This window comes from Chlorobaculum parvum NCIB 8327 (assembly GCF_000020505.1).
Lineage (GTDB): Bacteria > Bacteroidota > Chlorobiia > Chlorobiales > Chlorobiaceae > Chlorobaculum > Chlorobaculum parvum_A.
Genome location: NC_011027.1, coordinates 1,996,930 through 2,022,355 on the forward strand (window position 1 = coordinate 1,996,930; position 25,426 = coordinate 2,022,355).

The window sequence follows — 25,426 nt, forward strand, 5'->3', positions numbered from 1 at the left end:
AATCACATCATTAACGCTTTTTTGTATCCGTCCATCGTTAAACGAGCGGTCTGTTCCCATGAAAACTCTTTTGCGCGCAGCAACCCATCCTGACGGTAGCGGGCACGAAGCGATTCATCCGTTAAAAGCTCTTGCAATGCTGATGCTACGGAATCCCGATCTTCGGGATCAACCGTATAGGCAGATCTGCCGGCAACTTCACCGAGAGAAGTCGTACAGGAGGTCAGCACTGGACAGCCGCAGCTCATGGCTTCGATAACCGGCAACCCGAACCCTTCGAAGAACGACAGATAGACAAACAGGTGCGCGGTATTATAGAGCTTGACCAAATCATCAAGGGGAACATTTTGAAGATGATAGACATCATACGCCTGCCTTAAGTCAGCAAGTTCTTCATTGAAATTCTTTTGTGCATCCCCTCGCTTTGTCTTACCGACAAAAATCAGCTGATACTCTTTTCTTATCCTTTCAGGCAACGATTTAAATGCCTGGACAAGACCACCAAGATTTTTCCTTGGCTGAATCTCGGCAACCGATAAGATATAAGGCTTCCCCGGATCCTTCACACCAAATTTCTGAAGATAGTTTCTATCGGTTTCAGTAATCCTGAAAACAGGATTCGCGGCTAATGGTGTGGTAAAAATTTTATCGGCAATTTCAGGATACCGTTCTATCGCATCATTACGGGTAAAATCAGAAACAGTCAGAATAACACGAGCCTCTCTCAATATCTTTTCAATATTCTCCCGGTAAAACATTTTGGATCCAGATGAAGCCCATGGCTCTTTACGCAAGGCTATCAGATCGTGAAGAGTAACCACCCCATTTTTTACGCCAAAAGGATAGTTGAGCGGATTGGTGCAATGATAAAGATCGACATTTTCAGATACCGCTCTTTTTATATGCTTTGAAAAAGCAGAAACAATCGGCCTAAATTTCTTTCCAAGCGACAAATCATGCGGAAGCACATTCAGATACTTTATTGAAATCGGCTTTCCTACAGCACGCTCAGCCTCCTTACGCCTATTCATATAAAGAATAGCATAATATTCACTTTCAGGATACAAACGAACCATAGCTTTTGTCAGCTCATGAGTATAAACCTCATTTCCAGTCATTGCCCTTCCTCTCAATAAATCAATAGAAATTCTCATGCTCTTATCTTTTATCAAATGAACACAACAACGTCAGACATCGGTCAAAGTCTTGCAAGAAGCCCTCATACCGCAATCTATTTTCTTCCTCATATCTCCCCATATATTAGGAAATTTCTCGCATCGCATCATCCGGCACTCTCCTTCCTGGTTATTCAAGCAAGCGCTTGCTGGTACAATGCCATGGTTTCCGTCGCCGCATTGCGCCATGTGTAACGTTTTGCGACCATCAATCCCCTATTTTTCAATGTCTCCCGCAAATTCGAATCGCCAATCATCGTTTCCATACCATGGCTGATCTGTTCGACATCATAAGGATCAACAAGCAACGCTGCTCCATCGGCCACCTCCGGAAGAGACGACACATTCGAAATAATCGATGGACAGCCGCAATTCATGGCCTCAACCAGAGGAAGCCCAAAGCCTTCGGAATACGAGACAAAAAGCAAGGCGGTTGCCGCATTGTAAAAATGAAGCAAATCAAGATCAGGAACACCCTGCAGGTGATAAACCGAGTTGTCGATACCCAACTTCCGGATTTTATCTCTCAAAGCTGCTGCCAAGCGATCATTACCATTGCCAACAACCACCAAGCCAGCCTCCTTTCTGATTGAATCCGGAAGCATCCTGAAGGCTTCAAAAACATAATCAAGATTCTTTCTCTGCTCCAACCTGCCCACATAGAGATAAAAAGGCATTCCTACCGGAATACCGTATTTCTTCAAAACCTCATAATCAACCGGGCAACATTTAAACAAATCCTTTACCCCCTCATAAATAACAGAATTTTTTCCTATTGAATCAGGAAAGTACTTCTCCAATTCACTCTTAACGAATTCCGAGGGGACGATAACGCGATGCGACTCTTTTATAATGGTATCAATCTTGTATTTCATCAGATGTTCTCGATCAATTTCCTTATATTTTTCGATATATAAAGGAATAATATCGTGAATAGTCGATACCGCATTATGAAGGCCAGAAACATAAAACTCTGGATATGTAAAATGTATCAGATCGAGCTTTTTTGATGCCTGCCGCCATAGGGATAGCCTTACCGCATCTACAGCAAAGCCCAAGCCCTTACCAAGCAAAAGACGACTTGGCATTACCTCTTTGATATCAATATTTTCTATACCATTAAAACATCCCTGAAAACGAAATCTTTTCCTTAATTGCGTTATCAGCTCGAAATTAACTTCTGGGTAAAGAAACGACATCTCCTTAACAAGTTCTCTGCTATAAGTCCCAATACCACCATAACCATAATTATGTGTAAAATCAACCCCAACAGTAGTCATATTTTATAAACAAAAGATTCTTAACATCAAGAAAAAGCAAGCACCTTAAGAAGAAAGATCACCCTATACATAAAGCCTTAAAAGCTATAATTTTTTATAAAAAACATACTGCATCAAACAAAAAACACGAGCAGCAGTCTCACCCGAGATTCCTGTGGTTGCACAGCCAGAACCGATCCTCTTCAATTGACCACCAGACAAATCAGTGAAGCATCGCCGTTCATCCCTGTTCAGCAGGGTTTAGACTTTTTTTGATAGCTGTGCACATATCCACCTTTGAAATCATCAAGGCTCTCTTTATACCATCGTTCCAGCTCGCTCTTGTTTGGCATGTTGACAACAGTAATACCATCGAAAATTCTGGAATCCTTGAAACGGTACGTCCTGAAATAGTTGGCCTTGGAGTGCTCTCCGATTTTTCCGATGTATCGTGCATTGCATGTCGATGTGGTCAGCCGGACCATTCCTGCCATAAGGCAGGCTATCCAGCGAGACGAATCCTGGCTGGTGATGTTGCACTCAAATCCAAGATCCTTGTAAAAACTGACAATTCGCTCATTGTCGCGAAAACTGTAATCCACATTCTCGATCAGTGACCAGTATTGTTCACGAACCTTCTGCTGAGCAAGCCACGAACGCTTCGTTAGGGCCGCACCCCAATTTTCATGCATGAGAATCAATTGACCATTCCTCTCATGCTGCAACCTCCTGCTTGCCCACAAATCACCGTATGCCGATACATAGCCGATCATCGGTTCTCGTTCTGACAGGTCGAGAAGCTTGTCGGTAACATGAAGAAAATCCGGGCCCAGCACAAGATCATCTTCGAGAAACAGAGCCCGCTTCCTGTTGAGGGTTTCGAAAACATATTGTTCAGCCGCCCTGTAATTGCCTGCGATTCCAAGATTTACCGAAGACCTGAACACGTTGACATTGCACTGCTTTGCGATGAAGGAGCCGGTCGATTGCTCAAATATTCGGACACACTGCTCTATCTGACGATCATCCGCTTTTTGGCGGTTGGAAGCGGGATTAAAACTTCCGTCCTGAAACAGGAACACTTCATCTTCCGGCTGCAACTGCGGAATCAGTGATGCAAGTACTCTGCCGAGATATCGCGGCCGGTTGAAGCTAAGCAGTGCTATCGTAAGTCTTTCTCTGGACTGGTAATCATGCGAGAATCTGAAGCATCTCTGGGGAAAAAGTCTGTTGGTAAAACCATACCACATCTGCCTGAGTAACATGGTTTTCAGTGCTTGGATTTCAGGGGATTACTGAATAGGCATCATCGCCTCCAGAGCAACACTTAACTTGTCACGGCGATCTTTTTGAGAGGCTGAAGGGCAGACTTCCTCATTCATGAAGTAGCTCGCCCACGCTTCCAGCGGTCGTGCAGCCAGAACCACTCCTCGGGACGACGCCTGATGTGCTCTTCGATGGCTCTGGTATAGCGCGTGGCAAGCGTGGCAATATCGTCCTTGTTGAAGGTGAGATCGGAGGTATCGACCTGGGTGATGGTGATCGTATACCGTCCGTCACCGTTACTGGTACACATGGGCATGAAGAGCGGCACTTTCGCCCGGAGCGCAAAGAAGGCCGCACCGTGAAACATGGTGGTGCGGCGACCGAGAAACTCGCCGAAATTGGCTTCATCGGGATCGGACTGGTCGCCGAGAATAGCCAGCGTACCACCGTTCTGCAACAGGCGTAAGCCCTCCCTGACCGATTGCCTCGGATAGACCACACTGTTGCCACGCATGGTGCGGTACTCGTTCATTTTGAGGTCAACCCGCGCGTTGCGCAACCGCTTGACGATAATCGTGATGGGATTGACCAACAGGCCGAACGCCATCGCCATCAGCTCCCAGTTGCCGTAGTGGGCTGAAACCAGCACCGCACCAGTCTTGCCATTGCGATGCCACTCCCAGAAGGCCTCGTCGCCTTTGATATCGACCAACGCGGCTGCATCGTCGCGATTGCGGATAAGCGGCAGACGCAGCACTTCGAGCAGCGTCGTGGAGACATTGCGATACATAGCCGTCGCGATGCGGTTGATCTCTTCCTGGGATTTTTCAGGAAAGGTCAAACTGAGGTTCCGGTGAACCAGCTCCCGCCTGAGCCCGATGCCCCGGTGCATGAAATCCCCGATGAAACCGGCCAGGCGCCGGGTCTGCTTCCGGCTCAGCTTTCGAACCAGAGCGCCGAGTAGCATGACTGCCCCATAGGTCACGGTATTCGATGCCGAGCGCATGGCGCGTTTGACTTTCTTTCTCAGCCTGTTGCGATCGATGCTCATGAAACGCGCACCTCATTCATATTCGTAACCACTATACTTTCAAACGGATCCTTTATCCCGTGAAATGGCCGGGAAAGCCTTGTCCGTAACAAAAAAAGCAATCCCGAGCGAAAAGCCTTCCTGAAAGTACAAAACCGGCAGAAACATGGAAAACGCGAAGTGCGGCCTGACCGGAGAGCTCCGTGCTGACGACAGGCCACGAATTTCATCGGCTAAGACGAATCCGTGGGGAGTGAACAACTTTTTTAGGGGCTCTTGAGTCTCGGATTATATTTATTATTTAGGGATTACACCTGAAATCTGAAGACCCGGAAAGAGAGATGCCCCCCAAAGTGCTCACCCGAGACAAAATCGAACTGAAGATTCGTGACTGGCAGGCTGCCGGAGAAAAAATCGTGTTCACCAACGGCTGTTTCGACATTCTCCACGCCGGTCATGTGCGCTATCTGTCGGCTGCCCGTGAGCTTGGTGACCGGCTCGTGGTCGGCCTGAACAGCGATGCTTCGGTCAGGCGGCTCAAAGGCCCGAAACGGCCTGTCGCGCCGCAAGATGATCGCGCCGAAGTGCTGGCCGCACTCGAAGCAGTCGATGCGGTGACGCTGTTCGGCGAGGATACCCCCGAAGAGCTGATCGGCCAGCTTCTGCCGGATGTTCTGGTCAAGGGAGCCGACTGGGCGGTCGAACAGATCGCTGGAGCGAAAGCGGTCATCGAAAACGGCGGCGCCGTCCTGACCGTACCGCTGCTCGAAGGCCGCTCGACAACGGGCATCATCGAAACCATCGTTCAACTCTACTGCCCCGAAACGACCGTTGGAAAAGGTTAAAAAATACAGTCACATCGTGATGACCGTTGCCTCGATTACGGTCATCGTGCTCGTCATAGCCGCAGCGGTCGTGCTGAACAGTGGCATGATCGACCTGTTCGTCAAACAGCAGTTCCTGTCGCTCTTCAACAACGAGTACCGCGGCCGTCTGGAGCTGAAAGAGACCAGAGTGCGCTTCCCCGACCAGATCACCCTGGTCGCGCCAGCCATTTACGAAGAAGATGCCAAAACTCCTGTAGCCGGCGCTGAAACCATCGACATACGGTTCAACTTCCTGTCGCTGCTTCGGCCGAAAATCACGTTACTCTCCTTCCGGAACGTGGAGGTCAAGGGAGCAAAAATCGACATCATCGAACATGATGATGGAGAGCTAAACCTGCAAAAAGTCTTCTTGCGGGAGCATCCGGAAGCGCCCGAAGTGCTGGCCATCGAGAAGTTCCGCGCCCGTCACTTTACGATTCAGAACGGCTCGTTTTCCTGGAAAGAGAAGACCGGTCGTACCTGGAAGGCCGAAAACCTGAAACTCAACGTTTCGAAGGCGTTCGTAGCCAAATACGAGATCATGGGCAAGATCAAAGAGCTGCACTTCGACATGCCCGACCGTAACCTGAAGCTCCGGAGCGGTACCGGCATGCTGGCCTTCACCTCGGTGCGCAGCGATGTGATCAGTCTCGATCTCCAGACCGACAAAAGCCGGGCGCAACTGTCGGTGTCGATGGACGGGCTGGACATCTTTTCAGGGCTGTCCAAAGAGCGCCTCATGAACAACCGCACCTTCGTGCATATCGAAGCACTCGATATCGATTCGTCCGAACTGGGCCGCTTCGTCGAGCTGCCCGCCATTCCATCGGGCATGTACTACCTTCAGGGCGATGCGAAAGGCACGCTGAGTGACCTGAAAATTCTGCCAACCAGCATCGAACATGGCGACAGCAACCTTGCCCTCGAAGGCGAGGTGCTCAACCTGCTCGACCCGAAAGTCCTGTCGTTCAAGTTGGACATCGACCAATCGAGAATCGAGCCCGAACTGTTCGACGGCCTGCTTAAAGAGGAGCGTTACCGGGAACTCGCCGCCGAGTCCGGAGGCATCGAGTTCAGTGGTATGCTGAGGGGACGCCTCGATCGCTGGACGACTGAGCTCGACTTCAGCACCGCTCTCGGCGATGGCTCGGCTGATTTTGAAACTTCGCGAACAACCTCGGGCAATTACCAGGCAACGGGTTCGTTCACCCTCGAAGACGCGCAACTCCACCGTTTCATCGGCATCGACGACGTCGAAAGCGGGTTCAGCGGAGATGGAAATTTCCAGGCCAGCCCCGGCGCCGTCAATGCGGAAGTTTCGGTCAACAGCGCCTTCTGGCAGGAGCAGACGGTATCGTCGGGCTCGCTCAAGCTCGATTTCAATAACAACAAACTCGACCTCTCGACCAGGCTGTACGGCGAAAACGGCGAGGAGCTGGTCATGTCGGGGAACCTCGATCTTTCGAAGCAAGTCCCTTCGTACGAAGCGTCCGGCACGGTCAAAAAGCTCGATCTGTCCAAGGCAAGCGGCATGAAGAAGTTGGCCACCGATCTGAACGGTTCGTTCAAGGTGAATGGCAGCGGGCTGAATGCGGCGGCGCTCAACGTGAAGGCCAGCATACTGTTCGAACCGTCGTACTTCAACAGTTACCGGTTCAGGGAAAAATCAGCCGTGACCGCCAGCATCGCCCAGTCGGAAGGCTCATCCTCCATCGCCATTTCAAGCGACGCGTTCGATCTGGCCGTAGAGGGCCGCGCTTCGCTCGACCAGATCATCAACGCCACGCAGAACGCGGCGGCCTGCATCGCAAAAGAGTTCGGTGCCGCCCAACCCATTCCGCCGCAAGCGAGCAATGCACCGTTCACCTTCAACTACCGGGCGGCCGTGCGCGATTTGTCGCCGCTCCGCCCCTTCCTGCAAGCCGGAGAGCTACAGTTCACCGGCAGCGCATCGGGAAAAGCGTCCGGCAACAGCGACAAGCTCTCTATCGACGCCGCAATCGATTGCCCGTCCTTGTCGAGCGGAAACACCTTCTCCATGAGCAATGCCACCATGAACGCTTCGGTGAGCTGCCAAGCCGGAAGGGTTTCGTCGGCAAAACTCAGGGGTTCGATCAGGGAGATGAATCTCTTCGAGCGCAAAGTCAGCAACCTGAGCCTCACCTCTTCGCTCGACAATGACCGGATCGACGCCTCGCTGAAGTGCGCCATGCCGCAGTTCGATGAGACCCTCACGGCAACCGCTCATGGCCTGCGCCGCGACAAACTGACGACCGTGACCATCGACAGCTTCCAGCTCACCAACCCGAATGGCACCTGGCAGGCACGCGCAGGAGGAACAATCGATATCGCCCCGAACTTCCTGCGTTTCAACCGTGTCAGGTTCTCCAAAGCAGCACAGGCGATGGAGCTTGACGGCCTGCTCAGCAGCTCCCAACCAGGAACGTTCCGTTGCACCTTTTCTCAGGTTGACCTTGCCGAAACCAAATTCGTTCTGCTCGACCGGGCATTCGAGCCACTTAAAGGCCTGGCGGACATCCGCCTGACGGTCAGCGGCTCCCCGGGCGCCAAAACCAGCGCGCTCGACCTGCAAGGCAGAGGCATCACCTGGAACGAGCTGAACGTCGGCACGGTAACGATGAATGCAACCCACTCGGGCAACGCCCTGCGGTTCGACCTCGAAAGCCGCGGCTCTTCGGCACCGGCAAATGGCTCCAAAGGAAGCATACCGGTCAATACCATCAAAGGATCGGGCTCGATTCCTCTGGTGCTGAACTACTCACCCTTCGAGCTGCGCATACCCGAAAACCGCCCGATCCGGGTATCGCTCCGATCGGATGATCTTTCGGCAAAGGTCATCGCCGCTCTCGTGCCAGCAGTGGTCGATCAGGCCGAAGGCACCATTCCGACCGATCTGCGCATCGCCGGATCGATGCCGAAACCGGAAATTTTCCTGACCACAACCCTGAACAACACCAGCCTCCGCGTTGCGGCGACCAGAGTTACCTACCGGGTCAACGGCCGAATTATCGGCACCCCGTCGAGAATCGATTTCGGCAACCTGAAGGTCAGTGCCGAACAGGGAGGCACCGGCACCGTCAGCGGCATAGTCGGCATCGAGGGACTCAAGCCCGTCTCGGTCAACCTCTACGGAACCCTGGACAAACTTCTGCTCTACAACAAGCCCGACCTGAAGGATGACACCAACTTCGGAACCATCACCGGGTCGACCCGGAACATACGCTTCTATGGTGATTTGAGCGCGCCGACAGCCGAAGGCGAGCTGAGGTTCAACTCCGTCGATTTCAGCATTTATCGCAAAGGTTCCGGCGAGAGCGCAAAGTATATCGGCGTCGAGAAGTTCATCACCTTCGTGCCACGCAATCCGCTGCCCAAACAGATCGAAGCCGCCAAAGAGACTCAGGAGGAGGCTCCGGAATTCTACTATACGCTGCTGGACATCCTCCAGATCAAAAACCTCAAGCTCTCGGCCAACGTCCCGCTCAAAGGCACGATGATTTTCGACCGCATCAGGGGCGAGCGCATCGAGAGCACCCTGAACAACCTGTCGCTGGTGGTCAACAAATCGGGGCAGCGTTTCAGCCTTTTCGGCTCGGTCGACATTACCGGCGGCAAATACACCTTCTCGAATTCGGGTTTCGACCTCGAAAACGGAGGCCGCATCTCCTGGAACAACGAGGAGATCAGAGATGGCCGTCTGATCGATATTTATGGCGGCAAACAGGTCTCGGCCTACGATCCGCGGACTGGCGAGCGCGACAACGTCAAACTGCTCATCGCCGTCAGCGGAACCATCGAAAAGCCTAACGTGCGCATGGGCTACTACCTCAACGACGATCCGCAGCCATACTCGGCGGTCAACAAAATCGGCAGGCAGGCAAGCCACATCGACCCAAACGCCGATCTGAACGTCATCACAATGCTCTTTACCCGTCAGTGGTACCTCAATCCGCAGCGGCAGGGTGTGATCAACGGTAATACCCCAGTTTCGAGCGTCGGCGTTTCAGCCGGCACTGGTCTGATCTCCTCCCAGATTTCAGGCCTCGTTCAGGACATCGCCGGACTGGAAAGCTTCAACCTCAACCTCGGCACCGGAGCTGACGGCAACCTGAGCGATCTGGAACTGTACTTCTCGCTGCTCGTGCCCGGCACGGGTGGCAAAGTCCGCTTCATCGGCACCGGCACCACCCCGGTCTCGAGAAGCAACACCACGACGCCAAACTACTATTACGGCTCGTCGCAAAAAATCGAGTACCGGGTCAATCCGAAAGTCTATATCGAAGCGTTCCGCTCCTACGGCATGACCGGCAATGACGCCGCGTACATCAACCTGCTCAAGCCGACCGAGAACTGGGGCGTCAGTGTTTCATACCGCAAAAAATTCCACACCTGGAGCCAGTTCTGGGATGGTCTGTTCGGTGGGAAAAAGAAAAGCGAAGAGCAAGAGGCTGTGAAAGAGAAGCAGGAGTGAGACTTCGCATGCCCATTATTTTTCATACATTTAAAGTTAACCAATTGTATTTCCGCGCCACGATCAGCTCCCCACCGCAGAAGGGGACATCTCATTCGTGGCCCAAGACCGGCGCCATGACCAATAACCGCTTATCTGTTTGCATACCGTGCTGACCGGCAAGAACATTCTCCTCGGCATTTCGGGTGGCATTGCCGCCTATAAAACGCCGCATCTGGTCAGGCTTCTGAAGAAGTCGGGAGCCGATGTGCAGGTCATGGCCACCGATTCGGCACTGAAGTTCGTCAGCGAGCTGTCGCTTGCGACCGTCTCGAACCGGTCGGTGCTCACCGATATTTTCACGGCGGATACGGAGGGTGAACGCACCCGCCACATCTCGCTCGGCGAGTGGGCCGACGCGCTGGTCATAGCGCCCGCAACGGCCAACACGCTCGCAAAGCTGGCTGGCGGCCTGTGTGACGACATGCTGTCGATCTCGCTCATCACCCTGCGTCCTGGCAAACCGGTGCTGCTCGTGCCCGCGATGGACGGCTACATGTACGACTCCCCGTCGGTGCAGCGCAACCTTTCGGTGCTCAAGCAGCAGGGCTGCCGAGTCCTCGAACCGGAGAGCGGGCCGCTCGCCTCGGGTCAGTGCGGTCTGGGACGCATGCCCGAACCGGAGACGATTTTTGAGGCGCTCGCCGAGATGCTCGCCGCGCCTGAGCCCTCGGCGCTTAGCGGCAAGACGGTGGTGGTCACCGCCGGGCCGACGCGCGAAAAGATCGACGGCGTGCGCTACCTGTCGAACTACTCTTCCGGCAAGATGGGTTTCGCCATCGCTGCCGAAGCCGCGCGGCGCGGCGCAACCGTACACCTCGTAAGCGGCCCGGTCACGCTACCAACTCCGCCGGGCGTGCAGCGCCACGACGCAGAAAGTGCTGTCGAAATGCTGGAGGCGGCGCGCCCGCTCTTCGCCGATTGTGACCTCTTTATCGGAGCCGCTGCCGTGGCCGATTACCGACCCGAAACTCCGGTCGAGGGCAAGATCAAGAAGCATGACGCGGAGATGGAACTCCGTCTCGTCAGGAATCCCGACATTCTCGCCGAGTTCTCGACAAACCGGAAACCCGGCCAGCTCGCCGTGGGTTTTGCGCTTGAAACAGCTGGGGGAATCGACTACGCCCGCCGAAAGCTCACGGACAAGAAGCTCGATCTGGTCGCCTTCAACATCTATGACGGAACCACCTCGGGATTCGAGGTCGATACCAACGTGCTGACCTTGCTGGATCGCGACGGCGCAATCACCGAGCTGCCCCTGCTCAGCAAGGAGGAGGCTGCCGAGCGGCTGCTCGATGCCATCGAACTGCTTCTGCCCCGATAATCGAAATTTCCGAAAAACCATCATGACGCAGGAATCGCTTTTCGATCCCGTTCCGGAACAACCGAAACAGCAAGCAGTCCCGGCCCTCGATCTCGGCTCGCTCGGCAAAGTCGTTCAGGAATGCCGGAAATGCAGGCTCGCTGAAACGCGCAACAGCGTGGTGTTCGGCGAAGGGAATCCCAAAGCGCGGGTTTTCGTTATAGGAGAGGCTCCCGGAGCGGATGAGGACGCGCAGGGGCGCCCCTTCGTGGGCCGGTCGGGTCAGTTGCTCGACAAAATTCTGCTCGCTATCGGCTTCGAACGCAGTGACGTCTATATCGGCAACATCATCAAGTGCCGACCGCCGCAAAACCGCAATCCGCTCGGTGACGAAATCGAGTGCTGCAAGCCCTGGCTAATGCAGCAGCTTGAAATCATCAAGCCGAACATCATTCTCCTTTTGGGTCGGGTAGCGGCAAACACCATTCTTGAGAACACGCTCTCGATGAGCGCCATGCGGGGCAAGCTGATCCGATGGAACGGATTCGACTGTTTTGTGACCTACCACCCGGCCGCGCTGCTCAGGAATCCAAACTGGAAGCGCCTTTGCTGGGAGGATGTGCAACTGCTCCGGGCGCATTACGACAAGGTCTGCCCGAACAGCTGACCGCATATGGAAACCATGATACGACGAGGAAAACAAGAGGAATGAAGCCGCGCGAAGCACAAGTAGATTTAAGCCGTGACATCGACTTCAGCAAAGAGAGTCGGGTGCCCCCCTACTCGATCGAGGTCGAACAGGAGGTGCTTGCCTGCATCCTGCTTGAAGACGACCCGATCGAACAGGTCATCCAGATTTTCGGCGACAACGGTGAATCGGTCTTTTACGAAAAGCGTCACCAGATCATCTACAAGGCGATGCTCACGCTTTACCAGAAGCGGCAGGGCATCGACCTCATCACGGTCAGCGAGGAGCTTTCGCGCGTCGGCGAGCTGGAGAACGTGGGAGGCCGCCCCTACCTCGGCGAGCTTTCCGGCAAGGTGATCAGCTCGGCCAACATCGAGTACTACGCCCGGCTGGTGAAGGAGAAGTTCCTCTACCGGCGGCTGATTTCGATTTCTTCGCACATTTCGAGCGCGGCCTACAACACCTCGATGGACATCTTCGACCTGGTCGAGAACGCCTCGCAGCAGTTCTTCAACATCTCGCAGGCGGGCATCAAGAAGAAGGCCACCAGCATCAAGGAGCTGCTCAAGACCGCGACCAGGATGATCGAGAATCTCGGCTCCTCCCACTCCTCGGTCACCGGCATCGGCTCGGGCTTTTCGGAGCTGGATGAATACACCGCCGGGTTCCAGCCGTCGGACATGATTATCATCGCCGCACGCCCGTCGGCCGGTAAAACGGCATTCTCCCTCGCCCTTGCTCGCAACGCCGCGGTGAACTTCAACACGCCGGTGCTCTTCTTCAGCCTTGAAATGGCCGAGATCCAGCTTGCCGTCAGGCTGATGTGCGCCGAGGCCTACGTCGAGTCCCAGCTCGTGCGCCGAGGCCAGATTTCACCCGAGATGATGAACAAGATCATCAACAGCATGGACGCCCTGGCCGATGCCAAGCTATTCATCGACGACACGCCGGGCATCTCGATCATGGAGCTGACCGCCAAGACCCGCCGCATGAAGCAGGAGCACGGTATCGGCATGGTGGTGGTCGATTACCTCCAGCTCGTCACTCCAGTCAGGGACGGCCGGTCGAACCGCGAGCAGGAGATCGCCCAGATTTCGCGTTCGCTCAAAGCGTTAGCCAAGGAGCTAAATATTCCGGTCATCGCGCTCGCGCAGCTCAACCGCTCCGTCGAACAGCGCTCCGGCGACCGGCGACCGCAGCTCAGTGACCTTCGCGAATCCGGCTCGATCGAGCAGGACGCTGACATGGTGATGTTCCTGTCGAGGCCGGAGATGTACGGCATCAAGAACTTCGAGGACGGCTCGTCGACCAAAGACATCACCGAAGTGGTGATCGGCAAGCAGCGTAACGGCCCGATCGGCACCATCAGGCTGCTGTTCCTGAAAAATTATGGACGTTTCCAGTCGACGGCCAACAGCTACATCACGGCCAGCGAACCTGAACAGCATCAGGTCGAAGCGCCACGCCCTGCGGCAGCGAGCTTTCCGGAGCCGCCATCCCTGCCCGAGCCGCCGCCGATTGACGACAGCTATCTCAACAACACGGATACCGCACCGTTTTAGCTCTTCCGTCTATGGTTTACAAAAAAGCACCGAACCCCTCCGGCGATGTGCCGGACGCCAGTGAAACCCCCGGCCATCAATTCGGCCCGGCAGCAAAGGAACGCCGCTACACCGGCATCGGCAGTTCGAAAGGTTTCGCGATCGGCGAGGCCCACGAGTTCGTTCAGGAGATCATCGATCATGAAATCGCTGAACTGAACGAGAGCAACATCGAGGAAGAGATCGAGCGCTTTCAGGCCGCCCTGAACCGCTCGGAAAAGGAGCTGAAAAAGATCGAGAGGGTCACCACCCGCAAAATCGGCAAGCTCTATTCCGACCTGTTCCAGGCGCAGATCATGCTGCTCAACGATCCGGTGCTGATCGAAAACATCACCCGCCGCATCCGCGAAGAGCTGAAACCGGCACATCTGGTCATCGAGCAGGAGTTCGAGCAGTACCTCGGCAACTTCATCCACTCCGACGACCAGATTTTCCGCGAACGGGCCGCCGACCTGCACGACATCAAGGAGCGGATCATCCGGAACCTGCACATCCGGAAACTGCACTCCTGGGTGCCCGAAGGCACCATCGTGGTCTCACACCACCTCTCGCCAGCAGACATCATTCTGCTCAGCCGCAGCAACGTCAAAGGGTTCGCCACCGACACCGGCGGCAAAACTTCGCACGTCGCCCTGATCTGCAAGTCGCTCAACATTCCGATGGTGGCCGGTCTCGGCAACTTCTCGCAGAAGATCGGTTCGGGAATGCCCGTCATTCTTGACGGCACGGAGGGGGTGATCATCACCGAGCCAAGTGAGCAGACCATCGGCGAGTACCAGCAAAAGCGGGAGGACGTAATCCGTCGGGAAGCCGACGATTCGGCGCTGGCGCATCAAAACGCATTCACGCGCTGCGGCATGCGGATCACGGTCTGCTCAAACATCGACTTCAAGGAGGAGATCGAACACCTAGAACCAACCGGTTCGGAAGGTGTCGGACTGTTCCGGACGGAGAACCTCTTCCTCGACGACCTCAAACCGCCGCAGGAGTCGGTGCAGCAGGAGTACTACCTCGAAATGGCCGAGATGCTCAGCCCGAAACCGCTGGTCATTCGGCTGTTTGACATCGGCGGCGACAAACTGATCTACTCGCCGGTCAAGGAGCCGAACCCGAACCTCGGCTGGCGAGGCGTCCGGATTCTGATCGACGTGCCGGAAATTCTCGACGCGCAGCTCCGCTCCATCATCAAAGCCAACGTTCACGGCAACGTCGATCTGATGATTCCCATGATCTCGTCGCTTGAAGAGATCGAACACATCAAAGAGCGCCTCGAACACCACTACAAGCGCATCAGCGAAGCGTCGCACGAAACGATCTACAAGCCCGGCCTCGGAGCGATGATCGAAATGCCGGCGGCCGTCGAACTGATCGATGAAATCACCAGCATGGTCGATTTCATCAGTATCGGAACCAACGATCTGACCCAGTACACGCTGGCCGTTGACCGCAATAACCTGATCGTGCAGGATCTGTTCGAGAAGTTCCACCCGGCCATCATCCGCCAGCTCTACCGTATCATCTCGACGGCGCAGAAAAACCGCTGCCGGGCAACCCTCTGCGGCGATATGGGCTCCGATCCGCTGGCCACACCGTTCCTGATCGGATGCGGTCTCCGGGAGTTCAGCATCGTCAGCTCCGACATCCCGGCGCTCAAGGCGCGGGTAGCCAATCATTCAATCACTGAGTGTGAAGCGCTGGCCGCCGAGTGCATCAAACTCTCCAGCCCTCAGGCCATCAAAGCCCGCCTCGAAGTGTTCCTCAAGGAGCACTGAGGCGGATCGGAAGGCGCGAGCAGGCTGTCGGACTTATCGGGAAAAAACATCTCATCCGGAGTATGATCCAGCTTTTGGTCATTCCCGCGTAGGCGGAAATCCATGCACTCGATTCAGCTTCTGGGTTCCCGCCTTCGCGGGAATGACGGATAGAGATGGCTTGCAATGACGTTAGGACATCTGACAAAATCTGACAGTGTAGAGAACCATAAACGCACAAGGCCGCCCTGGCAAACTGCCGGGCGGCCTTGTGCAAACCGTTCATCTACGGGTTATTCCGCGATGTTACCGGTTATCCTCGATCTTGGCGGTTCTGCGCGCCGCCTCGAAGTATTCGTTGAAAAGCTGCTCCTGTTTGATCTTCATCAGTTGAGGAAGAATGCGCTTTTTTTCAACCTCAAGATCCAACCCGTAAGGTAGCTGCCGCCCGTCAAGCTTGACCAACGCGAAGCCGTTCGAGGTCTGAACGGGAGCCGAAAGTTTGTTGAGCTCCATCCCGGCCATCGCCTCCACGAGTCGGCGATCGGAGCCGTAACCGTCGATATTGCCGTCGCGCCACGAAATGATGCCGGAGGTGATTTTGCGCAGCCCCGGATTGCTCTGGACAATGGCATCGAGCGAGCCGCCGCTGGATTTCGACAGCTCGGCAAGTTTGGCTTTGAGGGCCGTACCCTGCTTTTCTCTCACCAGTTCGGCTTTGATCATCTCCTTGAGCTCGTCATCGAGCAGACGGTAGCCGGTATCGTTTTTGGTCAGGAGCTTCATGACCACGAATCCGTTGTCGTTCTTGATGACCTGGGAAATCGCTCCATCTTTTGATGAGAACGCGAAACTGGCGACATCTTCATCCATCCCGAGCTTTGAAACCAGCGTCTGGCGCGTGAAATCACCGGTCTGCACCACGTCGAGCTTCTGGAGTTTGGCGGTCTCGGCAAAGCCTTTCGATTCAGCATCATCGCGGAACACCATCGCTTTGCGCTTGATCGATTCCGAGGTCAGGCTGGAGGGTTTGAGCTGCCGGACGACTTCCGAACAGACGATCTGCCGGTTGTCGAAGCCATCGATCTTGATGATATGCAGCCCGAACCGGGTCAGCACCGGGCCGACAACCTGACCTGGTTTTCCGCTGAACACAGCCTGCGTAAACTCGGGCACCATGCGCTCTTTGGTGAACCATCCCAAGAAACCACCACGTTGGGCGTTGCCCGGATCCTGTGAGTATTTGGCGGCAAGCTGGGCGAATGAAGCGCCATTTTTCAGTTCATCGAGAATCTTCCGGGCAAGCGCCTGGCCACTCTCGACCGAGGCTTTATCGGCCGGATTGACGCGAATCAGGATGTGTGAAGCGCTGGCCATCGGCTCACCGGTGGAAACGCTCTTGATTTTGAGCAGGCGATAGTAGCCCTGATCGGCAACCGGCCCAACAATCTGGCCGGGAGCGAGCTTTGGCGAATCGAAAATCTTTTTGCCGCCTTCCAGAGAAAAATCGGCGCGCGTCCGGGTCACGTTGACCGCATCGGGAATATCGCTCTGGATTTTGACAAACTCGGCCTCATCGGGCGCCGAAGCGAACTCCGATACAAGCCCGTCAATCTCTTTTTTGGCCCGAAGGCTGTCCTGCGCGGAAGGGGTCAGCGGGAAGAAAACAAACTCGGCACTGCGGGTAGGCTCCTGCTGGAACTGCCCTTTGTGAGCTTCGTACCATGCCGTGATCTCCTCATCCTTGACGGGGAAGTTCGAGGCAGGCCCGGCAAAGTCGTAGGGAAACGGAATGAACGAGCCGGAGAAAGTGGTGTACTGGCGCTGCACCAGTTCGGTCACTTCGGGATCGGTCACGATGGCCATGCTCTTCAGATCCATGAGCAATTTGTTGATCATCAGCTCGCGCCTGACCATCTCCTGAGCCTTGAGCCAGAACTCCTTGGCTTGGGGATCCTGCCTTGCTTTTTCAAGCAGCTCACGGTCGATCTGGCCGGTTTTTGGATCGGTGAAATTCTGGCGGATGATCCCCGGAGGATTAACCTCGCTGTTGACCGCTTCGAGCACCTCCTGGTCGCTGACCTGAACAGCATACTTTTTGAGCAACTGGTTGATCAGGGTCTGATCGACAACCATGTTCCATGCCTGTTCCCGCAATCCGGCATCGATGCGGGAAGTAACTTCAACGCCAGGGTTCCGTTGCCGGAAACTGGTGCTCACCATGTTGTACAGCTGCTCGTACTCTGCAGCGGGAATCGGTTCACCGTTAACCGCACCGACATCGCCCCCGCGGCTCTGCTTCGGTCCGGTAAAATTCATGCCCCACTCGAAAACGATGAGACCTACAAATGCGGCCACAAGGATAAAGAGCACGATGTGCGTCTTGTCCCTCAACTTGCCCATTAATGCCATAATGCTTCTTTTTGCGTCTTGATTAACGTAGTACAATCATGCTCATTCATCCGAATCCGGCCACCCTTCGCGCCCTAAAAGCGGCACAAAAGCGAAGTGGTCGAATCCCTCATGCTCGAACCGGTTGCCTTTTCGGCGAATGACGGTCATCTGCTGCGAGGCGAGACTGCCGAGCGGCAGAATCAGCACTCCACCGTCGGCAAGCTGACTCATCAGTTCGCGGGGCTCATGCGGCGCGGCTGCCGTAACGATAATGGCGTCGAACGGGGCCTCTTCCGGCCAGCCGAGCGTACCGTCGCCGAGGCGGCTTTGCACTGGAATACCCAGCTTTTCGAAACGCGCTGAGGCCAGTTCATACAAGCCCGCAACGCACTCGATCGTAAAGACCCGGTAACCGAGCGCATCGAGAATCGCCGCCTGGAATCCCGATCCGGTTCCGATTTCAAGCACCTTGCCAGACGAACAGTTCTCGACCAGCAACTCCATCATGTAGGCCACCGTGTAGGGCTGCGAAATGGTCTGCCCGAACCCGATGGGCAACGCGGAGTCGTGATAGGCGAACATCCGGCTTTCGCCATCGACGAACAGATGGCGTTTGACCGTCAAGAACGCGTCGAGCACCCTCGAATTCCTGATGCCGTAACGCCTGAGCAATTCGACCATCCCCCTGCGCTCCTGCACCATATCATCGGTATGTTGCATGCTTCTCCCTCCCCTGTTCGGAAAACCTGCGGCCAAACAAACTATCGCATCTTTACAACAGATTGGCTAATATTGCACCTGACAGCAAATTATCCAATTCCAGCCGATGCCATTTACCATTTTCGGGCTTCCTGACCGTCAAGGCAGCTACATCCTCTCGATACGGATCGACAAGCGGATCGAAGTATCGTTCGGAAAATTCCGGAATGGCCAGCCGATCGATTTCGAACCGGGACGCTACCTCTACGTCGGCTCGGCGCTCGGCGGCCGGAAAGGCGGCTTTCCGCTGGCATCCCGCCTGCTTCGTCATGCGTCGAGAAGTAGCGGCGCCGACCATGCAATCCGGACGAAACTGTCGGTGCTGTTCGTCTCGTGGGGCTATCTCCCGCCTGCCCGGCAAAGCATCAAGAAACTCCACTGGCACATCGACTACCTGCTCGATTGGGCAGAAGCCGAGCTCGATCACGCATTCATCTTCCCAAGCCCATTGAGGTTGGAACCGCAACTCGCCGAACTGCTCGACTCGATGCCCGAAACCTCGGTCGTCGCCGACCGCCTCGGTGCGCAGGACGCCACGTCCGGCACGCATCTGTTCAGGATTGACGATGCAGCAACTCTCTTGAAGCGTCTCGAAAAAGCGATGGCGGAACGGCGACAGGAGAGCTGAACAGCCTCACTCCTCGTTGCCGTTCTCCTTTTCGAGCAGCGCTTCGACGAAGCTCGCGCGATCGAAAAGCTGGAGATCGTCGATCTTTTCGCCAACACCGATGTACTTGACCGGCAAATTCAGCTCGCGGGAGATCGAAAGCACGATACCGCCTTTGGAGGTGCCATCGAGCTTGGTCACGATCAGGCCGGTGACATTGACAAACCGGGTGAACTCGCGGGCCTGCTGCACAGCGTTCTGACCAGTGGTGCCATCGAGCACCAGCAGCACTTCGTGCGGCGCATCGGGAATCTTTTTCTTGGCCACGCGCATGATCTTGGCAAGCTCCTCCATCAGGTGGCTCTTGTTGTGCAGCCGCCCCGCCGTATCGACCAGCACCACGTCGGTGCCTTTGGAGACCGCCGAACTGACCGAGTCGAACACCACCGATGCCGGATCGGCACCCTGCCCCTGGCCGATGATAGGCACTCCGGCGCGGTCGGCCCAGATCTTGAGCTGCTCGTAGGCGGCGGCGCGGAAGGTGTCGGCGGCGGCGATCACCACCTTTTTGCCCGCTTTGTCGTAATTGTGGGCGAGCTTGGCCACGCTGGTGGTCTTGCCCGCGCCGTTCACGCCAACAATCATGATGACGTAGGGCTTGGCCGAAAGCGGCGCGTCGAAATCGACCGGGTGTTCGTGGCCCGACTCAACGAGCAGGTTGCGAATCTCGCCCATCACCATCTCGTTCAGCTCATCCTCCGAACGGTAGGTCTTGCCTTTGGAGCGCTCGGTGACCGCATCGACAATATCGAGCGTGGTCTCAACGCCCACATCGGCAGCGACGAGGATGTTTTCCAGCTCTTCGAGAAACTCGTCATCCACCTCGGTTTTGCCCTTGGTGACGACTGCGAGTTTCTCCTTGAGTGTGTCGCGGGTTTTGGTAAGCCCCTCCTTGAGGCGCGACAGCCCTAACTTGTCAAAAAAGCCCATGGAAAAAGAGAAATTGGCTATGTTTATGGACGATTGGGCCGGAGAAATTCCGGAAAACCCGCTTGAATTTTAATGTAGCTAAATATATGGCATTCAAACCTATTTCCGAGATTGGTGAATTCGGTCTGATCGACCGGCTCGCAAAGATTACCGCCCCCTCCGCGAACCAGCGACCGGAACTCATCGAGGGCATCGGCGACGACTGCGCGGTATGGCAAAGCGACGAGTCGGCGGTGCAGGTGGTCACGACCGACATCCTGACCGAGCACGTCCACTTCGACCTGTTGACCACACCCTTGCACCACCTCGGCAGCAAGGCGATCAGCGTCAACGTCTCGGATATCTGCGCAATGAACGCCATGCCGGACTACGCAGTGATCTCGATCGCCGTGCCGCCGAAGATGCCGGTGGAGATGGTCGAGGAGCTGTACAAGGGAATGAACCACGCCGCCGAAGTGTATGGACTCGCCATCGTGGGCGGCGACACCTCGTCTTCGGCATCGGGCCTGTTCATCTCGGTTTCGATGACCGGAACGACAACGCCGGAACTCCTTGCGCTGCGCAAAGGCGCGTCGCCGAGCGATTTGATCTGTGTAACGGGAACGCTCGGCGGCTCGACCGCCGGACTGCACCTCTTGCAGCGCGAAAAGGCGACCATGATCGAGCAGATGCGCAACAACGAGCCGTACAACAAGGAGGTGATGGCCGAGTTGCAGGAGTACGCCGAAGCGATCCGCTGCCACCTGCTGCCCGAAGCGCGCATCGACATCATCGACTTTTTCAGCGAAGAGGGCATCGTGCCGACCGCCATGATCGACATCTCCGACGGCCTGGTCTCCGACCTCGGCCACCTCTGCCGCCGCTCCAACGTCGGCGCGAAGATCGACGAAAGCAAGCTGCCCGTGCTGCCCGAAGCGCGAACCGTGGCCGAAGAGTTCCAGCAGGACGTCTTCGACTGGGCGCTCACCGGCGGCGAAGACTACCAGCTCCTCTTCACCGTGCCGAAAAAGGACTACGACCTCATCGCCGCCCACCGCGACATCACGGTCATCGGCGAAATTACCGAGAAGGAAGCGGGCATGATGCTCACCGACATCTTCGGCATGACGATTGATATGACGGACATGAAACGGGGATTCGATCACTTCGCGGAGTGAGGTGGACAGGATTGGCAAGCACAGATCATTTGCCATCCCGTAGGGGCAGACCTGCGTGTCTGCCCTCCCCGGAAACCCGACAAATCAGAAATTTCCCAACTTGTGTAATCACCGTGAAAAGAGTAAATTAGCCGACCTCACAGCACAAAGGTTGCCGAAGTGGCGGAATTGGTAGACGCCCGGGACTTAAAATCCCGTGTTCAGCAATGGACGTGCGGGTTCGATCCCCGCCTTCGGCACCAAATCTTTTATCCACTCGTTTTTCCCCGCACTCCCTCTTCCTCATTTTCCATTTTCATTGATTTTTTTTACCATATAGTTAGCTTACTAATTATAAGCAAACAAAACAATAAACCATGGAGCCACCCACAACCGGCAACATCCAGCGGAGCAACCTGATCTACAGGCTTAACATCATGACGCGGCGTTGGCGAAAAGTGCTGGATGCAGCTTTTCGCGTAGTCGGGCTGACCGATGCTGCCTGGCGGCCACTCCTCCACCTCAGCCTGCTTGGCGACGGCGTGCGTCAGAAAGAACTCGCCCAATCAATCGGAATAGAAAACCCATCGCTGGTTCGCATTCTCGACGACCTTGAATCCAGGGGACTTGTCGTCAGACTTGAAGACAAAAGCGACAGGAGGGCAAGGCTCCTGAAACTGACCATGGAGGGACATAACGCGGTCATCAGAATCAGAGAGATTCTCGTACCGCTTGAAAAGGAGTTGCTCGGCGGTTATACGGACAGCGAGATGCACATGCTGACCGCTCTCCTCGAAAGGCTCGAAACGTCTATAAACGATTTTGCCCGACAGGTTGAATAATTCGATGCTCAATACAGTATACCGCTCGCTGCTACGCTTCTGGCCTGAAGCGTGGCAAGTGACGCGGAGTGTGACGGCGGCGCTGGCCGCTTATACCATCGCCGTAGCCATGAAGCTGGAAAGCCCCTACTGGGCGGCAATGACAGCCCTCATCGTTCTCCAACCGACTGGCGGCCAGTTGCTTGAGAAAAGCTTTTACCGGCTCGCCGGCACCATCGCTGGGGCGCTGGGTGGCTTGATGATGCTCACCTTTGCGACAAGCTCTTTCAGCCTGATACTCATGCTTTGTCTATGGCTCGCCATTTGTGTCGGCGTAGGCAACCTTATTTACGGTTATCGATCATACGGATTCATGGTTGCCGGATTTACGTTGGCACTGATTGTTCTGGAAGGATGGGGCCATCAGGAGCAGATCGATGCGCTTGTTGTTGCCAGAATCGACTGCATTTTCATCGGTATCGTCGTCACAACGGCAATAAACATCTCTTTTACTCCTCGTAACGGGATGAAAAATCTGAACCGTTCGATCCGGAATGCGGTTTTGGCATCCCTGAAACTGGTGAGCCTTACCCTCCAGAGCAGCGAGCACGCAAAAGCAGAAAGAGGCCGTCACAACCTTCTTTTCATGCTTGCCGACATTGAAAAAAAGCTTGACAGTGCAGGCGCCGGAACCCTGGCACTCAAACGGCGACGTTTTCACATCGAAAACCTGATCGTCGATCTCCTGTCGCTTCTGGAAACAAGCGTCCTGCTCGAACAGCAATTGAACCCGAATGATGAGAAAAGCATCATGATCCGGCAAACCATTGCAGAGCGTCTGGATGCCGTCACTTCACGACTGGAGGGTAGCTGGAGGCCTGTCGGAACGGACAAAGAGTTTGCCAGGCTCGTTGCCGAGGTTGGCGCCAAGCTTCCGGTCCTTGCATCCCCCTTGCTTTCGCTCTCTGCTTCGCTTGATCTGCTCCTCGATCAACGGAAGAAATCAAAGCTTCCGAACGTTCCCGTCACCGCACCAGAACCAAGGCTTCGGGAGCGGAACTGGCAAGAAGCCGCCCGCGCATCGCTGCGAGCCGTCATCGCCGTAGGCATTACCGGCACAATCTGGCAACTGACCGGCTGGAGAGAGGGACCGGTCATGATGATGGCGACCGCGATCATGGTCAGCATCTTTTCAACTCATGACCATCCATCGGTCTTGCTGTCGCACATTTTTGGGGGGGCATTGGTCGGGGTGCTCCTGGCGTTTGTCGTCCGCCTTTTGCTCATTCCCGGACAGAGCAGCGCCTTCACGCAAGGCCTCCTCACCCTCCCCGTCCTGCTCGGTGGCATGATCGCCAAAAACCGCAGAAAGACGGCTCTTGGAGCGATGGATACCATGATGTTTTTCCTCTTTGTCATGCAGCCAGGCTTGCCGGTGGTCGCCAGCCGGATACAGTTTGTCGCGGGTGGAGTGGCCGGGCTTGCCGGTATTGTACTGGCCCTGCTCTCTTTTCGCTATGTCGTGCCGGTCAATCCGGCTTTACGACTGCGCACCCTCTTGATTTCCATTGCCAAAGACCTGCTTCTCATGACCGAAACAAACTCGCCGCAAATTCTGGAACGCGGCCTGAACCGCACCAGATATCGTGTTCTCCGAATGCTCGACAACGCAAGCCTCATGAATCGGGATATGTCTGACGTCGTTGACGGAAGCCTTGCCGCATTGGCAATCGGCAGTTTCCTGAAGCGGATGCAGGAAGAGCGTGCACACACTCCCCTTTCAGAAAAGCGCTCTCTGGCAATGCGTGAATTCGGCGCGAAACTCTCCTCTTCGGGCATGAATTCAGAAGCGATTATTTCATTGTTGAAAGACTCTTCGTTCCATTTCAGCCGTCTCGACCAGATTGCCTCAAACTGATGCGATAAAAAGAGTACCGCTAAAGTGTGTGGTAAATGGCCTGAGCGCAAGGTCATGCGAACCCTGATCGATTGTTTGCCGGAGAGTATTTCATGTTCAACATCAGCATCGCAAACAGCACGGCTGCAAGCAAGGCTGTCGCCGCGCCGAACCAGAAGGTGGCGGCGGCGGAAAAGCTGTCCCACAACATTCCGGCAATCAGGCTCGACGGAAGCGCCGCGAATCCGACTGCTCCGGCATAAAGGCCGAATGCCGTGCCTTTGAGGCCTTCCGGTATGAGCGTGGCGAGAAACGCCTTCTGAATCCCCTCGGTCAGCCCCATAAAGACGCCGTACAGCGCGAACAGAACCCAAACGGCAAGCGCGCTTCCCGCCACGGCAAACCCTGCGTACAGGGCGGCGAACAGCACAAATCCGGCCAGAATAAGCCGTTTGCGACCATAGCGGTCGGCAGCAATTCCGGCAGGAATGGCCGTGATGGAGTAGACAAGATTGAACAGAAGGTAAACGACGGGAATCATCGCCGCAGGAACGCCGAGCTGCCCGGCCCGGAGGATCAGAAACGCATCGCTTGAGTTGCCAAGCGCGAAGATCGCGACGATCACGATGAAAAACCACGCCCGCCGATCGAGTTTCCGGCTGCCGCTTGTCTGCGGAGTTTCGGCTTCGGCTTGGACCGGCGGCGCTTGCTTCTCCCGGATGAAAAAGATGATGAGCAGCACGGCAAGGATGCCCGGCACGATCGAGAGCCAGAAAAGGTGACGGTAAGTGCTGTGATAGATTTGAAGGGCGATAAAAGCGATGGCCGGGCCGACGACCGCGCCCATCGTGTCCATCGAGCGGTGGAAACTGAAGGCACGGCCAAGCCATGCCGGCTCAGCGGAGTCCGCGATAATGGCGTCACGCGGCGCGGTGCGCACTCCCTTTCCGAAGCGGTCAACCAGACGCGCGACCAGCACCTGATGCCAACCACCAGCCAGCGCAATCAGCGGACGGCTCAACGTCGATACCGAATAGCCCGCCAGCATCAGCCGCTTGCGCTTGCCGAGCCGGTCGGAGTACCAGCCGGAGAAAACTTTGACCAGGCTCGCCATTGATTCGGCACTCCCCTCGATGAGACCGATCATCGACTTGTTCACCCCCAATGCGCTGGCCAGAAAAAGCGGCACCAGCGGGTAGATCATCTCCGAACTGACGTCCATGCAGAAGCTGACCAGCCCGGCAAAAAAGACGTTGCCGCTCAACCCGAAAAAGCGCCTCTCCTGCTTCATCTCCGTCCGTTTTAGGTTTGACGATCACCGCGCCCGTTCAACCTCTGCAAACACCGAAACA

At 55.5% G+C, this 25,426-nt stretch carries 18 protein-coding genes and 1 tRNA gene; 11 read left to right on the forward strand and 8 right to left on the reverse strand.

Features of this window, described 5'->3' with window-relative positions; translation table 11 throughout:
- Positions 1-2: 2 nt before the first annotated feature.
- From CPAR_RS09225 to CPAR_RS09240, 4 genes are all read right to left on the reverse strand, one after another.
- Positions 3-1,154 (reverse strand): glycosyltransferase family 4 protein, encoded by a 1,152-nt coding sequence (locus tag CPAR_RS09225; protein WP_012503046.1) that lies wholly within the window; start codon positions 1,152-1,154, stop codon positions 3-5.
- A gap of 155 nt (positions 1,155-1,309) precedes the next feature.
- Positions 1,310-2,455, reverse strand: coding sequence for a glycosyltransferase family 4 protein (locus CPAR_RS09230; RefSeq protein ID WP_012503047.1), 1,146 nt, complete (start codon positions 2,453-2,455; stop codon positions 1,310-1,312).
- 230 nt (positions 2,456-2,685) lie between these two features.
- The gene (locus tag CPAR_RS09235; protein ID WP_332130354.1) at positions 2,686-3,534 is read right to left on the reverse strand and encodes a glycosyltransferase family protein; all 849 of its coding nucleotides are present in this window, start codon (positions 3,532-3,534) and stop codon (positions 2,686-2,688) included.
- Positions 3,535-3,812: 278 nt separating this feature from the next.
- Positions 3,813-4,751 (reverse strand): lysophospholipid acyltransferase family protein, encoded by a 939-nt coding sequence (locus CPAR_RS09240; RefSeq protein WP_012503049.1) that lies wholly within the window; start codon positions 4,749-4,751, stop codon positions 3,813-3,815.
- Positions 4,752-5,071: 320 nt separating this feature from the next.
- Between CPAR_RS09240 and rfaE2 the strand changes: the two genes are divergently transcribed.
- The 6 genes from rfaE2 (at position 5,072) to ptsP (ending at position 15,491) form a co-directional block, all read left to right on the forward strand.
- Positions 5,072-5,575: a D-glycero-beta-D-manno-heptose 1-phosphate adenylyltransferase gene (gene rfaE2 / locus CPAR_RS09245; RefSeq protein ID WP_012503050.1), complete on the forward strand. Its 504-nt coding sequence runs from the start codon at positions 5,072-5,074 to the stop codon at positions 5,573-5,575.
- A 19-nt stretch (positions 5,576-5,594) separates the two neighbouring features.
- Positions 5,595-10,088 (forward strand): translocation/assembly module TamB domain-containing protein, encoded by a 4,494-nt coding sequence (locus tag CPAR_RS09250; protein WP_232203962.1) that lies wholly within the window; start codon positions 5,595-5,597, stop codon positions 10,086-10,088.
- Between the two features lie 148 nt (positions 10,089-10,236).
- Positions 10,237-11,451, forward strand: coding sequence for a bifunctional phosphopantothenoylcysteine decarboxylase/phosphopantothenate--cysteine ligase CoaBC (gene coaBC / locus CPAR_RS09255; RefSeq protein WP_012503052.1), 1,215 nt, complete (start codon positions 10,237-10,239; stop codon positions 11,449-11,451).
- A 22-nt stretch (positions 11,452-11,473) separates the two neighbouring features.
- Positions 11,474-12,097 carry a uracil-DNA glycosylase gene (locus tag CPAR_RS09260; protein WP_012503053.1) on the forward strand — a complete coding sequence of 208 codons (624 nt, stop codon included), beginning with the start codon at positions 11,474-11,476 and terminating at the stop codon, positions 12,095-12,097.
- Between the two features lie 41 nt (positions 12,098-12,138).
- Complete coding sequence (gene dnaB / locus CPAR_RS09265) at positions 12,139-13,680, forward strand: replicative DNA helicase (RefSeq protein WP_012503054.1); 1,542 nt, start codon at positions 12,139-12,141, stop codon at positions 13,678-13,680.
- A gap of 11 nt (positions 13,681-13,691) precedes the next feature.
- Positions 13,692-15,491, forward strand: coding sequence for a phosphoenolpyruvate--protein phosphotransferase (gene ptsP, locus CPAR_RS09270; protein WP_012503055.1), 1,800 nt, complete (start codon positions 13,692-13,694; stop codon positions 15,489-15,491).
- Positions 15,492-15,776: 285 nt separating this feature from the next.
- Here the strand turns inward: ptsP and CPAR_RS09275 are convergent, their stop codons facing one another.
- Positions 15,777-17,873 (reverse strand): peptidylprolyl isomerase, encoded by a 2,097-nt coding sequence (locus CPAR_RS09275; protein WP_232203898.1) that lies wholly within the window; start codon positions 17,871-17,873, stop codon positions 15,777-15,779.
- Positions 17,874-17,924: 51 nt separating this feature from the next.
- Positions 17,925-18,584, reverse strand: coding sequence for a protein-L-isoaspartate(D-aspartate) O-methyltransferase (locus CPAR_RS09280; RefSeq protein WP_012503057.1), 660 nt, complete (start codon positions 18,582-18,584; stop codon positions 17,925-17,927).
- A 106-nt stretch (positions 18,585-18,690) separates the two neighbouring features.
- On the opposite strand from CPAR_RS09280, the gene CPAR_RS09285 reads away from it, so the two are divergent.
- Positions 18,691-19,251, forward strand: a complete 561-nt coding sequence (locus CPAR_RS09285) for a GIY-YIG nuclease family protein (protein ID WP_012503058.1) — start codon at positions 18,691-18,693, stop codon at positions 19,249-19,251.
- Between the two features lie 6 nt (positions 19,252-19,257).
- Here CPAR_RS09285 and ftsY read toward each other — a convergent pair whose 3' ends face one another.
- Complete coding sequence (gene ftsY / locus CPAR_RS09290; protein WP_012503059.1) at positions 19,258-20,220, reverse strand: signal recognition particle-docking protein FtsY; 963 nt, start codon at positions 20,218-20,220, stop codon at positions 19,258-19,260.
- Between the two features lie 86 nt (positions 20,221-20,306).
- Between ftsY and thiL the strand changes: the two genes are divergently transcribed.
- From thiL to CPAR_RS09310, 4 genes are all read left to right on the forward strand, one after another.
- Complete coding sequence (gene thiL, locus CPAR_RS09295; protein ID WP_012503060.1) at positions 20,307-21,377, forward strand: thiamine-phosphate kinase; 1,071 nt, start codon at positions 20,307-20,309, stop codon at positions 21,375-21,377.
- A 153-nt stretch (positions 21,378-21,530) separates the two neighbouring features.
- Positions 21,531-21,619, forward strand: a tRNA-Leu gene (locus CPAR_RS09300).
- A 114-nt stretch (positions 21,620-21,733) separates the two neighbouring features.
- Positions 21,734-22,198, forward strand: coding sequence for a MarR family winged helix-turn-helix transcriptional regulator (locus tag CPAR_RS09305; RefSeq protein WP_012503061.1), 465 nt, complete (start codon positions 21,734-21,736; stop codon positions 22,196-22,198).
- Positions 22,199-22,202: 4 nt separating this feature from the next.
- Entirely contained in the window at positions 22,203-24,095 is a 1,893-nt protein-coding gene (locus CPAR_RS09310) for an FUSC family protein (protein ID WP_012503062.1), read from the forward strand.
- 52 nt (positions 24,096-24,147) lie between these two features.
- Here the strand turns inward: CPAR_RS09310 and CPAR_RS09315 are convergent, their stop codons facing one another.
- Complete coding sequence (locus CPAR_RS09315) at positions 24,148-25,365, reverse strand: MFS transporter (protein WP_012503063.1); 1,218 nt, start codon at positions 25,363-25,365, stop codon at positions 24,148-24,150.
- Between the last annotated feature and the right edge of the window lie 61 nt (positions 25,366-25,426).

What these genes read in the sequence shown, in the direction of transcription:
- CPAR_RS09285 (WP_012503058.1), top strand. Translation starts at nt 18,691, where the DNA reads ATGCCATTTACCATTTTCGGGCTTCCTGACCGTCAAGGCAGCTACATC.
- CPAR_RS09225 (WP_012503046.1), bottom strand. Translation starts at nt 1,154, where the DNA reads ATGAGAATTTCTATTGATTTATTGAGAGGAAGGGCAATGACTGGAAAT.
- CPAR_RS09305 (WP_012503061.1), top strand. Translation starts at nt 21,734, where the DNA reads ATGGAGCCACCCACAACCGGCAACATCCAGCGGAGCAACCTGATCTAC.
- CPAR_RS09315 (WP_012503063.1), bottom strand. Translation starts at nt 25,365, where the DNA reads ATGAAGCAGGAGAGGCGCTTTTTCGGGTTGAGCGGCAACGTCTTTTTT.
- CPAR_RS09280 (WP_012503057.1), bottom strand. Translation starts at nt 18,584, where the DNA reads ATGCAACATACCGATGATATGGTGCAGGAGCGCAGGGGGATGGTCGAA.
- dnaB (WP_012503054.1), top strand. Translation starts at nt 12,139, where the DNA reads ATGAAGCCGCGCGAAGCACAAGTAGATTTAAGCCGTGACATCGACTTC.
- CPAR_RS09240 (WP_012503049.1), bottom strand. Translation starts at nt 4,751, where the DNA reads ATGAGCATCGATCGCAACAGGCTGAGAAAGAAAGTCAAACGCGCCATG.
- ptsP (WP_012503055.1), top strand. Translation starts at nt 13,692, where the DNA reads ATGGTTTACAAAAAAGCACCGAACCCCTCCGGCGATGTGCCGGACGCC.
- CPAR_RS09310 (WP_012503062.1), top strand. Translation starts at nt 22,203, where the DNA reads ATGCTCAATACAGTATACCGCTCGCTGCTACGCTTCTGGCCTGAAGCG.
- CPAR_RS09260 (WP_012503053.1), top strand. Translation starts at nt 11,474, where the DNA reads ATGACGCAGGAATCGCTTTTCGATCCCGTTCCGGAACAACCGAAACAG.
- thiL (WP_012503060.1), top strand. Translation starts at nt 20,307, where the DNA reads ATGGCATTCAAACCTATTTCCGAGATTGGTGAATTCGGTCTGATCGAC.
- rfaE2 (WP_012503050.1), top strand. Translation starts at nt 5,072, where the DNA reads ATGCCCCCCAAAGTGCTCACCCGAGACAAAATCGAACTGAAGATTCGT.
- ftsY (WP_012503059.1), bottom strand. Translation starts at nt 20,220, where the DNA reads ATGGGCTTTTTTGACAAGTTAGGGCTGTCGCGCCTCAAGGAGGGGCTT.
- CPAR_RS09230 (WP_012503047.1), bottom strand. Translation starts at nt 2,455, where the DNA reads ATGACTACTGTTGGGGTTGATTTTACACATAATTATGGTTATGGTGGT.
- CPAR_RS09275 (WP_232203898.1), bottom strand. Translation starts at nt 17,873, where the DNA reads ATGGGCAAGTTGAGGGACAAGACGCACATCGTGCTCTTTATCCTTGTG.
- CPAR_RS09250 (WP_232203962.1), top strand. Translation starts at nt 5,595, where the DNA reads ATGACCGTTGCCTCGATTACGGTCATCGTGCTCGTCATAGCCGCAGCG.